10 protein-coding genes are annotated in these 13,474 nt (G+C 36.6%); 4 read left to right on the plus strand and 6 right to left on the minus strand.

All coding sequences use genetic code 11. The features are described from left to right. Positions 1 to 75: 75 nt before the first annotated feature. The 4 genes from WFZ86_RS11325 (at position 76) to WFZ86_RS11340 (ending at position 4,783) form a co-directional block, all read left to right on the plus strand. Positions 76 to 1,503, plus strand: coding sequence for an alginate export family protein (locus WFZ86_RS11325; protein WP_342692016.1), 1,428 nt, complete (start codon positions 76 to 78; stop codon positions 1,501 to 1,503). A 131-nt stretch (positions 1,504 to 1,634) separates the two neighbouring features. Beyond that, positions 1,635 to 2,846: a CmpA/NrtA family ABC transporter substrate-binding protein gene (locus tag WFZ86_RS11330; RefSeq protein WP_342692017.1), complete on the plus strand. Its 1,212-nt coding sequence runs from the start codon at positions 1,635 to 1,637 to the stop codon at positions 2,844 to 2,846. A 120-nt stretch (positions 2,847 to 2,966) separates the two neighbouring features. Beyond that, positions 2,967 to 3,854 carry a nitrate ABC transporter permease gene (gene ntrB / locus WFZ86_RS11335; protein WP_342692018.1) on the plus strand — a complete coding sequence of 296 codons (888 nt, stop codon included), beginning with the start codon at positions 2,967 to 2,969 and terminating at the stop codon, positions 3,852 to 3,854. A 122-nt stretch (positions 3,855 to 3,976) separates the two neighbouring features. After that, positions 3,977 to 4,783, plus strand: a complete 807-nt coding sequence (locus tag WFZ86_RS11340; protein ID WP_342692019.1) for an ABC transporter ATP-binding protein — start codon at positions 3,977 to 3,979, stop codon at positions 4,781 to 4,783. Between the two features lie 544 nt (positions 4,784 to 5,327). Here WFZ86_RS11340 and WFZ86_RS11345 read toward each other — a convergent pair. From WFZ86_RS11345 to nirB, 6 genes are all read right to left on the minus strand, one after another. Beyond that, positions 5,328 to 6,539 (minus strand): MFS transporter, encoded by a 1,212-nt coding sequence (locus WFZ86_RS11345; protein ID WP_342692020.1) that lies wholly within the window; start codon positions 6,537 to 6,539, stop codon positions 5,328 to 5,330. A gap of 498 nt (positions 6,540 to 7,037) precedes the next feature. Further along, entirely contained in the window at positions 7,038 to 7,703 is a 666-nt protein-coding gene (locus WFZ86_RS11350; RefSeq protein WP_342692021.1) for a response regulator, read from the minus strand. A gap of 101 nt (positions 7,704 to 7,804) precedes the next feature. Continuing rightward, positions 7,805 to 9,616, minus strand: a complete 1,812-nt coding sequence (locus WFZ86_RS11355; protein ID WP_342692022.1) for a sensor histidine kinase — start codon at positions 9,614 to 9,616, stop codon at positions 7,805 to 7,807. Positions 9,617 to 9,622: 6 nt separating this feature from the next. Next, the gene (locus WFZ86_RS11360) at positions 9,623 to 10,210 is read right to left on the minus strand and encodes a DUF4202 domain-containing protein (protein ID WP_342692023.1); all 588 of its coding nucleotides are present in this window, start codon (positions 10,208 to 10,210) and stop codon (positions 9,623 to 9,625) included. Between the two features lie 80 nt (positions 10,211 to 10,290). Next, positions 10,291 to 10,668 (minus strand): nitrite reductase small subunit NirD, encoded by a 378-nt coding sequence (nirD, locus tag WFZ86_RS11365; RefSeq protein ID WP_159686525.1) that lies wholly within the window; start codon positions 10,666 to 10,668, stop codon positions 10,291 to 10,293. A gap of 93 nt (positions 10,669 to 10,761) precedes the next feature. After that, positions 10,762 to 13,269, minus strand: a complete 2,508-nt coding sequence (nirB, locus tag WFZ86_RS11370) for a nitrite reductase large subunit NirB (RefSeq protein ID WP_342692024.1) — start codon at positions 13,267 to 13,269, stop codon at positions 10,762 to 10,764. Positions 13,270 to 13,474 lie beyond the last annotated feature (205 nt).

Genomic DNA, 13,474 nt, shown 5'->3' on the forward strand with positions numbered 1-13,474 from the left:
TTTGTTTGTAAAATCACAATACGTACGTATAAATACTTAATTAAGTTTGTAATGTACTAATCAAAACCGAAAACTATGTTAACCAACAAAAAACATTCATTTAAAAAAGAAGTAGTAAGTACAGCAACAAAAGGATACAAAATCGCTTTACTAGCCGGAGTGATTACTCTTTTTTCTGTAAACACTACTAAAGCACAATTAACGGCAACAGGACAAATCAGAGAAAGGACAGAAATTAGAGCAGGATTTGGAACTTTACAAAAGAAGGGAGAGAAGACGGCCTTGTTCAATTCACAAAGAGCCAGATTAAATTTGGGCTATTCTGGATACCGTTTCAAAGTTTTTACGGCACTACAAGACGTGAGAGTTTGGGGGCAGGATGCTTCCTCAATCAATAGAACCACTACAGAAGTGAATAATGGTGTTTTGTTGCACGAAGCTTGGGGAGAAATAAGTTTGATAGATACACTAAGCACTATTCAAAATATGTCAGTAAAGATTGGACGTCAACAAATTTCTTATGATGATCAAAAAGTATTAGGGGGGTTGGATTGGTTGCAACAAGGACGTCGCCACGATGCCATTGTATTTAAATATGCCAACAAAGGATGGATTGCCGATGTAGGGGTAGCTTTTAATCAAAACAAAGAACTTAGTTCAGGAACAATTTATAATGGTACTAATCCTGCTTATGGCGCTGGTACTAATGGAATTGGGACGATGTACAAATCTTTTCAGTACTTATATGTTGACAAAAAGTTTTCTTTTGGAGACATTTCCTTTTTATTCTTTAAAGACGACTTTAATAAGTATACCACTGTAACTAGTGGAACACCAGCAGTGGTTACAAAAGTGAATACAGAAGGCGTTTGGAGCCGAAACACTGCGGGATTTTTCTTCAATACTTTTCTAACTCGAAAATTGAACCTTACAGGAAGCGTCTATCACCAAGGAGGTAAAGACAAAGACGGTCGCTCTATTAATGCAAATTTAGCTTCTGTTACTGCTACTTATCAAATGGGACGCAAATGGTTTGTAGGCCCAGGAATCGATTACCTTTCTGGAAATGACGGAACAAAAGCAGTGACTGCAACAAGTAAGAGCAATCGTTTTGATCCTTTGTATGGAACACCACACAAATTCTGGGGATATATGGACTATTTTTATGTAGCTAGTGGTTTTGGAAGCCAAGGGTTATTGAATTATTTCTTAAAAGCGAAATACAATGCTAAAGATAATTTGAGTTTCACTTTTGATTTGCACGGATTTGAATCGGCCAGTACCTTGGCAGGGAACCTTAACAAATATCTGGGTACCGAGTTAGATGTTACTGTGAAATATGGTTTGACTAAAATGATCAATTTAGAGGCTGGTTATTCTTATATGCAAGCCACCAACACTATGGCTTCTGCAGCTGTAAAAAACGTTGCTAATGCTGACTTAACGCCTCACTTTGGATATATTATGCTCAATATTACCCCTAATTTTTTAGCTAAAAAGTAATGCTATGGTGGGTGTTAGGTGTTGTGCATTAGTGATTTGATAATTCTGATTATTTCAAACCACAAACCACAAACCGCAAACCACGAACCACGAACCACCAACAATAAACTATAAAACTTAAAACAAGAAATATGAAAACATTAATAAACAAAACCATACAATCTGTTTTTTTGATTGTAACCGTCGCTTTTTTTCAATCCATTGCGGCACAAAATGACCCTGTACGATTAGGATTTATTCCTTTAACCGATTGTTCCCCAATCGTAATGGCTAAAGAATTGGGACTTTTTAAAAAGTATGGTGTTGAGGTAGTAGTGACCAAAGAATCTTCTTGGGCCAATGTTCGTGATAAGATTTTAACAGGCGAACTCGATGGTGCTCATTGCTTGTATTCTATGCCTTTCTCTGTTTACACAGGGGTAGGAGGGAAAGCAGGTTCAGAAATGATGATTGCCATGATGCTTAACGTAAACGGTCAAGCCATTACTTTATCCAATGATTTTTGTGGCAAAGTTGGTTTTAAACAAATGAATAAAGTTACCCCAGTAGTTGCGGCTAAATTGAAAGCCGAGAAAGAAGTCACTTTTGCTATGACTTTTCCAGGAGGAACGCACGATTTATGGTTGCGCAACTGGATGTCTGTAGCAGGATTGAATCAAAAAGCAGTCAAAATTATAACCATTCCACCGCCACAAATGGTTGCCAATATGAAAGTGGGAAATATGGACGGTTACTGTGTTGGCGAGCCTTGGGGTGGTGTTGCTGTAAAACAAGGGATAGGTTTTACACAAGTAGCCTCACAAGACATCTGGAAAGACCATCCTGAGAAAGCCTTGGTAGTTAACAAAGAATTTAGTGCCAAACGCAGAACCGATTTAGTAAAAGTTATGAAAGCGGTTATGGAAGCTTGTAAGTGGCTTGACGTACCTTCAAACAGAAAAAAAGCCGCCGCGATTATTGGTAAAGCGCCTTATGTAAATGCACCAGCTGATGTTATCGAGGCAAGACTTATGGGAGACTACAACTTAGGATGTAACCAAGGTGTTGAAATTTATGACAATGACTATATGTTGTTTCATAAAGGCGGAATGGTAAATTATCCTAGAAAATCGCATGCTATTTGGGCCATGGCACAGTATGTTCGTTTTGGCTACTTAAAGGAAGCGCCCAATTATACCGCCATTGCTGATAAACTTATTCTGGATGATTTATACAAAGAAGTGGCCAAAAGTATGAATGTAAAAGTACCCAACGACGATATGAAACCTTTTGCCTTAACGATGGATAAAACCGTATTTGATCCTTCCAATCCTGCGGCCTACCTAAAAGTGGTTAAAAAGTAAAGACAAACAATAATGAAAGTTGTAACATATAAGTTATTTAAGTGTTTAAAATAGAGAAAAAAACTTCAATGACTTATATGTTTCAAAAAATAAAAAAAATAGAAATTTAATTAGCATACTATGTCAGATAAAAACACCCTCACTATCGATGCTTTGAGTGCAGAAAGTATTCAAGAGCAAGCTATTGCTACAAGTAGCGATCAAGGAAAAGCAAACTTGAAATTGTTATTCACAAACCTGCTTCAAAAATCAAAATCAGCCCTATTGGCCTTAGTTGGATTGTTTTTGTTTGCCGGATTTTGGAGCCTTATGAGTTATTTTACAGAGCAAGCTTTGCCAGGTCCAGTAGCGACACTTACGGTGCTCAAGGAAATGTTGAGCGATCCTTTTTATGATTATGGTCCTAATGACAAAGGCATCGGATTGCAGTTGTTTACCTCCATCAAAACAGTGCTTTCAGGATTTTTAATTGGGTCATTATTTGCCATACCGATTGGAATATTGATGGGAGCCAGCACGATTTGCAAACAAATCTTTTATCCCATTGTGCAGTTGTTAAAACCGGTGTCGCCTTTAGCTTGGTTTCCAATAGGTTTGGTGGTTTTTAAAGACACCGGAATGGCTACTATTTTCATCGTTTTCATTACATCACTGTGGTCAACGCTTATCAATACCTCTTTTGGAGTAGGGTCCATACCACAAGATCATAAAAACGTGGCTAAGGCCTTTGGTTTTTCCAAAATGCGTTACCTCACAAAAATACTAATTCCGTATAGCTTACCACATATCATAACCGGATTGCGACTCAGTATCAGCGTGGCTTGGCTGGTAATAGTAGCAGGTGAAATGCTTTCTGGAGGCGCTGGAATTGGGTTCTTTGTTTGGGACAGTTGGAATGCCTTGAGCCTCGAAAAAGTAATATCGGCCATCATTATCATTGGATTAGTAGGACTACTTTTCGATAGGATTTTTACTTACATCGAGCATAAAGTTGCTTACAAAGGGTAAAAAAATGTTTAAAGTTTAAGGTTTAAGGTTGTTTAAACCGGATAAGTTCTTGAACAACTTAAACCCTATTAAACTTTAAACAACCTTAAACCTTGTCAAAACCTCAAAAAAAACAAATCAAAATGAGCTATTTAGAAATCAAAAATTTAGAAATATCCTTCCCAACTCCCAAAGGGAAATATACCGCTGTACGTGATATTAACTTATCCATAAAAAAAGGCGAAATCATTTCTATCATTGGGCATTCTGGTTGCGGAAAATCAACCATTATGAATGCCATCGCTGGAATGCTAACTCCCTCAGGAGGTACGGTCGAGTTAGACGGTAACACCATCAAAGGACCAGGCCCTGATAGGGGTATAGTATTTCAAAACTACTCCTTATTGCCTTGGTTGACGGTTCACGAAAATATTTTTCAAGCCGTAGATTCGGTAATGAATTGTTCCAAAAAAGAAAAACACGAGATTGTAGATGCCAACCTAAAAATGGTCAACTTGTTACAACATCGAGACAAATTGCCAGGCCAGTTATCTGGAGGAATGAAACAAAGAGTTGCCATTGCAAGAGCTTTCGCCATCAATCCTGGAGTACTACTTTTGGACGAACCTTTTGGAGCTTTAGATGCCTTTACCAAGAGTTCTATGCAATTGGAAGTGTTGAAACTTTGGAATCTCAATAATCGCGATAAAACCATCATTATGATTACACACGATATTGAGGAAGCCTTATTTTTATCGGACAGAATTGTGGTGTTAAAAGATGGTCCTTCGGCCACTATAAGAGAAATTGAAGAAGTGCATTTGCCAAGACCGAGAAACAAAATTGAGATTGTAAAAATGCCAGAATACATTGAGTTGAGAGATCGTTTGCTCCACTTATTGACCGATGCATTTTCTATTGAAGATATGGGAATGACCTATAAGAGTTAGTTTCAATTCAATTTGGTGGAAAGAATCCTTGCGTTGTTTAGGCAATTTGCAAGGATTTTTTATGGATTAAAGTAGCTTTTGAAAAGGAATGAGTTTAGCTCGTTCTTTTTTTGTAAAGTTTCAATAGAACTAAGCTTTAGTTCATTCTAATATTGTTTTGAATGTGCATTTGAATAGCAATGTTTACCCGTTCTTTTTTTGTAAAGTTTGAATAGGAATGGGCTTTAGCCCATTTTTTAAAATGAGATTCAAAAAAGGCTTTAGCCAAAATTTAACCTATTTTTGATTAAAGCCTATTTAATAATTATTCCCACTGCTGTGAGATGTATTTGTTTACATCAATCCTTGATTTGCGAAACTGCTTTGAATAATTCCCGTGTTATACAGGAACGTAAACAAGCAAAAAAAGGAATGAAAGTATATCCAAAATTGCTGGTATAATTTCATTCCTTCTTTCTTTCTTTCTTTCTTTCTTTCTTTCTTTCTTTCTTTCTTTCTTTCTTTCTTTCTTTATTTAAGTGCTAGTTACCCAAAGCGGAAGTAGTTATTCACTATCCTTTGTTTTGATGGCATATTTTACTGCTAAAACAATGATTCCTGTAATAAAGATGATGATTCCCAGTGTGTAAAAAGCATCAGTATAATCAATTAATTCTTTGGTTTTAGAAAGACCATTAGTATCAATCACGTCTTTTGTTACTTTAACTGCTTTTGCTTTAAATAAAAACGCAATTAGCATAGCACCTATGTTTCCTCCGGCTCCAACAATCCCTGCCACGCTTCCAACAGCCTTTGGATTGATAAAGGGAACAAGGCTATAAGTGGCTCCGTTTGCCATCTTTAAACTCATTCCAAAAAGAAACATTAAGAAGATTGCAAGCCCCAGCTGCTCTGTCAACCCAAAGAAAATGATTCCAATTCCTTCAACAATTAATAGCAAAGCAAGCAATACGTTTTTTCCAGAAAAACCATATATTTTGCCTGCTTTATCGGCTACAATTCCTCCTAAGGGACGACCAAAAATATTAATCATACCAAAGATTCCGGCGCATAATCCAGCCGTTTTTAGACTTGCTCCAAAAGTATCTGTAAAATAAATTGGAGCGAAATTGTCAATCGTAATTTCAACACCAAAACAAGCTGCATAGGCAACCGTTAAGACCCACGTGCGGTAGTCTTTTACGGCTAACATAAAGGTGTTTTCTTTATTTTCGTTGGCAATTCCTAATTCTTTATAATTCCCGTTGGGTAAATCTTTCGTATATCTAACATAGACAAAGGCGCAAATTAATAGTATAACTCCAGGAACTATCATAGCGTATCTCCAACTATCTTCGTGTGTACAAAATCCTAATCCTACAAAGCCAGCAGCAATTAATGGCATTGTGCTATTTGCTAAGCCAGCACCAGCATTTCCAAACCCTCCCGCTGTAGCATTTGCTGTTCCTTTTATTGAGTGTGCAAACATTACAGAAGTATGAAATTGTGTAATAACAAAAGAAGCTCCAATAACACCTATGGCTAATCGAAACAGTAAAAAGCTTTCATACGATTGTGAAGTTCCTATTAACAAAACCGGTACAGCACATATTACTAGCAGCCAAGTATACACCAATCTTGGGCCGTAGGCATCTACTAGTCGACCGATTAGTAATCGAGCTATTATTGTTGCAGAAACAGAGGCAATTTGAATATTACCCAATTGATCTTTGGTTAGATGTAACTGTTCTTTTGCCAAGGGCATTAGTGAAGCCATACCAAACTAGGCAAAAAAACTAAAGAAAAAGGTAAGCCATGTAATATGGAAAGTTCGCATTTGAACGCCTTTAAAGCTGAAAATGTTTAAACGAGTAAGCGGTTGGTGGGTTGAAATTAAGCTCATGTTCGATAGGTTAGTTATTTTACATTATTTTAATACGTAGATGAAATCCTTTGTTTAAGTATTTCGTGTGCTTTTACGGCAAAAATAATGACGAATGATGGAGTAAAACCTGTCAAAACGCAGTTTTTGAAAAATAATTAAGTATTTATACTTAATTTTTTATAAGTATTTTGCTTAAGGCGTTGTTTCGATAGCTGAAGAACTAACTAATAGTTTAAAAAAGACTTTTTTAATCGTTTTTATGGTAGCGTTGTATTTGGTGTAAACTGTAGGGAATCTATGAGGGATAGCTCATTTAGGAATTTATAAAGCAAAAAAAAGTGGTAAAATTACCACTTGTACGCATTGAATCAATAAGTTTTTGAATAAACACTAGAGCAGCGAATATTCTTTTGCTTTGTTTGCTAATTCAATTAAATTTTTAACCTTAAGTTTTTTCATCAAGTTAAAGCGATGCACTTCTGCTGTTCGTTTACTAATTTCAAGGGCTTCTGCAATTTCTTTATTGCCTTTTCCTGATAATAAAAGTTGCAAAATTTCTTTTTCTCTTTTGGTTATAACTAGCTCTTCGTCTAGTTGTCGTTTTTTTTCAGTGTTGAGTGGTGCGTTGCCATTAGTAAGTTGGTTAATTAAAATAGAGGAAATATCGCCACTAAAATATTTACCACCATTAGCAACAGTGTGCAATGCTTTTAAGAATTCTTCTTTACTAGATCCTTTAAGTAAGTAACCATCCGCGCCTGCTTTTATAGATTTTAATACATATTCTTCTGATTCGTGCATGGATAGTACTACAATCTTGAGTGGGGTGTTCTCTTGACGTATTTTTTCAACCACTTCAATGCCAGTAAAGTGAGGCATTCTAATGTCTACGATAAGTAAATCGGGTTTTTCAGAGGCTACTATAGTCAAGGCTTCTTGTCCATCTGTAGCTTCCCCAACAACTATAATATTATTTTCATTCTCTAACAGTGATTTGATACCATCACGAACGAACACGTGGTCATCTGCTAATACTACTCGAATGGGATGATTCATAAGTATTGATTTTTTTTTAAGTAAAATTAACTAATCTTGGGGCTAAGATACGTATTTTGTAATTATGTAGAATACATATCAAAACTATAAAGAGCGAATTCCTATATAGGAATATTGAAGGTAATTCGAGTACCTTCACCAGGAATTGAGTTAATAAAAATACGCCCGTTGATGTATTGTATTCGTTCTTGCATAAAAACAAGCCCCATTCCAGATGTGCTGTTGCGCTTTTTTTCTACAGATTGTAGGTCAAATCCTTTGCCATTATCATCAATCGTGATGCTTAAAATGCTAGTGCTATGCGATAATTGAACAATAATGTGTGTTGAATCAGCATATTTGATAGCATTATTTATGGCTTCTTGCGAAAGTCTATATATATTAATTTCCGTTAGTGAGTCCAAACGCTGTTCAAACTGACTTTTGTTATAAAAAACAATACTTTTCCCAGTTAATTTGGATAGTTCTTGACATAACTTAGACAAAGATGAGACGATGCCATGATCACTCAATTCGGGAGGCATTAAGTTGAAAGTAGCAGTTCGAACACCTTTTATAATGTCTAAAGAAAGTTGTTTGAGGTATTCCATTTTTTGGGAGGTCTTTTCTTTATCATCTAGATTGATACTCTCAAGACTAAACTTAAGGCCTGTTAGCATTTGGCCTATTCCGTCATGAATTTCCTTGGCAATGCGATTTTGTTCGTTTTCTTGATTTTCGATAATTTTACTCGAAATTATTTTTTGCTGATTGATTTTTGCCTCACTGCTTTCAATGTTAAGGCGCTCCACTTCTTGTTGTGCTTTTTTTCTTTCCGTTATATCAAAGCAGATAATCAACAGCTCAGATGCTCCTTTTTTTATAGTTACAGGAACCATAGATAAGTCCAGCCAAATGGTAGTGTCTTCTTTACTTGTAAAGGTAATTTCTCCTTGCCAACCGCTTCTATGTTTTTCTGCAATGATACGGTCAATGCTATGCTGTTCTTTTTCTGAAGCGGTAAGTACTTGTGAAAAACGTTGTTCAGTAGTGGATTTATTATAGTGTAATAATTTGGAAAATTTTTCTCCTATGTGAATTAAAGTTCCGTTAGGTGCTACTCTACAGTAAAGTAGTGTGTTTTCCATAGCATAATTTAAAGATTTGAGTTCTTTTACAGAGTTTTCTTTTATTTCACTCAAAACTTCGGTATTGTAAGCTAATTTAAGTGCTTTTCTTTCTGAGGTTAACAGTTTTGAAATTAGTATCTCAATCTTTTTATTAGTAGGTTTAAAGATAAAAAGGAATTCTAAAACCAATACCAGCAGGGTAAAAAGCAGTATGCCGTATTCTGTTTTGCTTTGTAACGTTACCTTTTCTAAAGCTTCTTGATCATATTGTTCAACAATTTGATTCATTTTGGTCAAAAAAACACGTTCATTGTCCAAAATAATAGTTATCAATTGCTTTAGCTTCTCAGGATTTTGCTCGTTTTTTTTAATTTGTAAATACTGATGGCTCGCGGCTATTATGGCTTCGAAATTGGGTTGAATCGATTGATACAATTTGTTCAATAGCGCGCTTTTCTCTTCAGGAAAACCTAGTTTTTCATTGCCATACACTAAAGCATTATGATTAAATTTCCATCTATTAAGAATAGAATCAATCCTTTTTTTTTCCATTTCAACTTTGGAGGGATCTGTTGCAGCATGAAGGATTAAAAGTTCTTTAGTCAACTTTTGGCTTAACATTCTTTGTTTTCCAGAAGTGTTGATGATTTTGGAATCACTTAATTGACGGTTGAGATTGTATTGTAGAATAAACTGACTTACCAAAACAGTCAATGCAATTGTTAATAGTGCAAAGAGATACAATCTCCTTAAATTTTTGAAGGAAATGGAGTCTATTGTGGTGTCGTTTTTTGAACTACTCATAGTCAATTATAATTCTAACGCTTCTTTTATGAGTTGTAAACTTGCCGTTGAAAAAGATAAGGTTAAGGCTGTTTTTTGCCCTTTTTCAGACATTTTGTTCCAGGTTTTTATAATAATATTTTTGAGCTTCTCAGTGTCGTGTTTTAGGATAAACTCTTCTAAATAATATTCAAGGAAGACCAAACAAATTACGTCTTCGAGCAATTGGGTTTCAGCATCTTTTTTGAGTAATTTTTTTTCAATTAGAAAGCAAACTCGGTCTATAAATGCGTTTTCATAACCAACTTCTTTCAGAATTGAAGTAGTTTTCGAAGCATGAAATTTTTTGAGTGCTTCTCTCCATTTTAAGTAGCCCACACGATCCATCGGATAGGTGTTTCTAGCAATTTCCCAACGGCAAATATGTTGCCCTTTGGCGGCAATTTGAATGGCTTCAGATGCATCGGGAGCAAAATCCATCAAGCGGTTTAGCATTCTATCAGAATACAATAATTCTTTTGCAACTATTGTGTCATCAATTACAACTTTATTGGGGTCTTTTGCATTGGCAGCATCAATGCGCTGTAGCGCATTTTGAAAACGATTCACATTCATTGAAAAGGAAGTTATAGACGTTTTTTTAATCGGCTTAAAATAAGAAAAAGCAATATTTTTTATCAACCAAATATACGTATTTAATCCAAAAAGCCAACGAATACTTCGTCACCTTCAATCTTTACTGGGTATGTTGCAATTTTGTAATCGTCTCCGTTTAGGTTGCTCCCGTCAATAAGAGAAAAGGTTTTTTTGTGCATTGGACAGGCTATTTTTGGAACGCCGTCAGCAGATCCTGTCATACCTCTCGATAAGACCATTTCCATTTTGTGTGGACAAGCATTTTGGCAAGCATACCAAGCATTTCTTCTTTCAAAATTGAAAACAGCAATTTGTTTGTTTTTGTATTTAATACAGCCACCTCTATTACTTGGAAAATCTTTAATGTTTCCTGCTTTGAACCAAATTTTTACATTTTCGGTAGCTACTGTTTCGTATTGATTTAATAATTCTTCCATATTTTTTTGATTTAAATAACGCTATACTCTTTCCAAGTTGAATAGAGGGAGGAAAGAGGTGGCGTTAAAGGGAAACGTTATTTTTTATATTTTTTACCAAGGTCTTGGCATTTTTTGATCTCTTAAAGGAACAAATTCTATGGCATCATCTTTCTCGTCAGTATTCACAAAATGACTAAAACGCTTTAAAAGCCTTGGTTTTTCGAGCACTTGCTTCCACTCGCATTCAAAAGTGCCCACTAGTTTTTCCATTTCATTTTCTAAAGTTTCACAGATGCCAATGCGATCGTGAATGATGATTTCTTTTAAGTAATCCAAACCTCCATCCAACTTATCTAGCCAGGTAGCAGTTCGTACTAGCGGGCCAGCGGTGCGGATATAGTACATCAAGAAACGATCGAGATATTTTATAACGGTTGCTTTATCTATTTGTTCGGCCAAAAGTACGGCGTGTTTTGGATTTGCCCCTCCATTGCCGCAGATGTAAAGATTCCAACCTCCTTCTACTGCGATTACGCCAAAGTCTTTGCCTCTAGCTTCAGCACATTCTCTAATACACGCCGAAACGCCTCCTTTGAGTTTGTGTGGGGCACGAATACCTTTGTATCGGTTTTCGAGTTCGATGGCAAAGCCAGCGCTGTCGTCCATACCATAGCGACACCAAGCATTGCCCACACAGCTTTTAACTGCTCTTAAGGATTTGCCGTAAGCATGGCCACTTTCGAAGCCATTTTCGATTAAAATTCTCCATATTTCAGGGAGATCACCCACGTGAGCTCCAAATAAATCAACACGTTGAGCACCAGTAATTTTGGTGTACAAATTAAATTGTTTGGCTACTTCACCAATCACGATTAGTTTTTCGGGTGTTATTTCGCCTCCTGCGACACGGGGTACAACAGAGTAAGTGCCGTTACGCTGAATATTAGCCAAAAAGCGATCATTAGTGTCTTGGGTCGTAACGTGTTTATTGGCTGTATCATTATAGATACTAGAAAAAATGGAGGCAACTACCGGTTTACAAACTTCACAGCCATCTCCGTTTCCATGGTGGTCGATTACTTCGTAGAAGTTGACATATTTATTGATTTTTACTAAATCAAATAGTTCTTGACGAGTATAATGAAAATGCTCACATAGGTTTTCTTTTACTTCTTTTCCAATTGATTTTTGAGCTGCTTTTACCAAGTCCACCACCATTGGTTTACAGCCACCACAACCCGAAGTCGCTTTGGTGAGTTTGACTACATCCGAAAGAGTTTCGCAACTTCCTTCGGTGATGGAACAGCAAATGGCGCCTTTGGTTACGTTTTCACACGAACAGATTACGGCTGTATCAGGCAAATCCATTGCGCTACCTATAGTGTTGCTTTCGCCTCCTCGAGATCCTAGTATTAAATCTTCTGGATTGGCAGGCAAAGCCAAAGCATTGTTGTAAATCTGAAACAGCGCATTATAATCGGAGGAATCGCCAACAAGAATACCGCCAAGTAAGGTTTTGCCGTCTTTGGTGACATTGATTCTTTTGTAAATGCCGTTGAATTTATTTTCGTAAACGATAGCAGTCACCTCTTCATTTTCTATGAAAGGATCACCAAAACTCGCCACTTCAACACCAATTAACTTTAATTGTGTCGACATGTCGATGGTGTCTCGCATCGTTTTTGAACCTTTGAGTATTTGTTCTGCCGCTACGTCTGCCATTTCGTAACCTGGTGCGACCAAGCCATAAATCATGTTGTGGTATAACGCTACTTCTCCAATAGCATAAACAAAAGGATCCGATGTTTGCATTTGATTATTGACTACAATTCCTCCACGATCACCAACAACTAATCCAGCGCCTCTTGCGAGTTCGTCACGCGGTTTGATTCCAGCAGATATGACTAGCATGTCTACTTTAAGTAGTTCATCGTTGGCAAACATCATCCCCTTGATACAATCTTCTCCATCAATATATTGTGTCGCTTTATTGAGATGGATACCTATGTTGAGCGCTTCGATTTTAGCTTGCAGCATATTACTAGCGCCCTGATCCAATTGTCTTGGCATTAATCGAGGGGCAAATTCTACCACATGAGGATTCAGTCCAAGATCTCTGACTGCTTTCGCAGCCTCCAGTCCTAGCAAACCTCCGCCAAGTACAGCAGCTTCAGTAGCACCTTTGGTTTTTATCTTTTTGGCATAGGCCATAATGGCATCTAAATCTTCGATAGTTCTGTACACGAAAACGCCTTCTTTTTCTACCCCTTTTATTGGTGGGACAAATGCCGCGGAACCCGTTGCTAGTACTAAGTAATCGTACGTATAATTTTTGCCAGTATGTGTGGTTATGGTCCGATGGGTAGTGTCGAGTGCAGTGACCAATTCGGAAGTATTCAATACAATGTTCTGCTCTTTGTACCATTCTGCTGTGGATAAGGCTAAATCATCAGCACTCTTGCCACTGAAATATTCGCTTAAATGCACGCGATCATAAGCTCTTCTCGGCTCTTCGCCAAAAACAGTGATTTCATATTTTTCTTGCCCCGATTTTGAAACAAATTTTTCACAAAATTTATATCCTACCATGCCGTTACCGACTACAATTACCTTGATCATAACTCAATAATTAAGTATTACAAAGCAAATATAAGTATAAATACTTAATTTCAAATTTGTTTTACGTATTTTTTTACGTAGAATTAAAAAAAAGGTACTTAACTTTTAAACTGCTTAAGGTTGAGTGCAAAAGTTCAAGATGTGTGGTAGTGGCGTCAGCAAGGAATACTTAAAAAGATTCCCAGCAATAGTTATAAAGTCAAAA

The organism is Flavobacterium polysaccharolyticum, assembly GCF_038739875.1.
GTDB classification, from domain to species: Bacteria; Bacteroidota; Bacteroidia; order Flavobacteriales; family Flavobacteriaceae; genus Flavobacterium; species Flavobacterium polysaccharolyticum.

What these genes read in the sequence shown, in the direction of transcription:
- WFZ86_RS11325 (WP_342692016.1), top strand. Translation starts at nt 76, where the DNA reads ATGTTAACCAACAAAAAACATTCATTTAAAAAAGAAGTAGTAAGTACA.
- WFZ86_RS11330 (WP_342692017.1), top strand. Translation starts at nt 1,635, where the DNA reads ATGAAAACATTAATAAACAAAACCATACAATCTGTTTTTTTGATTGTA.
- ntrB (WP_342692018.1), top strand. Translation starts at nt 2,967, where the DNA reads ATGTCAGATAAAAACACCCTCACTATCGATGCTTTGAGTGCAGAAAGT.
- WFZ86_RS11340 (WP_342692019.1), top strand. Translation starts at nt 3,977, where the DNA reads ATGAGCTATTTAGAAATCAAAAATTTAGAAATATCCTTCCCAACTCCC.
- WFZ86_RS11345 (WP_342692020.1), bottom strand. Translation starts at nt 6,539, where the DNA reads ATGGCTTCACTAATGCCCTTGGCAAAAGAACAGTTACATCTAACCAAA.
- WFZ86_RS11350 (WP_342692021.1), bottom strand. Translation starts at nt 7,703, where the DNA reads ATGAATCATCCCATTCGAGTAGTATTAGCAGATGACCACGTGTTCGTT.
- WFZ86_RS11355 (WP_342692022.1), bottom strand. Translation starts at nt 9,616, where the DNA reads ATGAGTAGTTCAAAAAACGACACCACAATAGACTCCATTTCCTTCAAA.
- WFZ86_RS11360 (WP_342692023.1), bottom strand. Translation starts at nt 10,210, where the DNA reads ATGAATGTGAATCGTTTTCAAAATGCGCTACAGCGCATTGATGCTGCC.
- nirD (WP_159686525.1), bottom strand. Translation starts at nt 10,668, where the DNA reads ATGGAAGAATTATTAAATCAATACGAAACAGTAGCTACCGAAAATGTA.
- nirB (WP_342692024.1), bottom strand. Translation starts at nt 13,269, where the DNA reads ATGATCAAGGTAATTGTAGTCGGTAACGGCATGGTAGGATATAAATTT.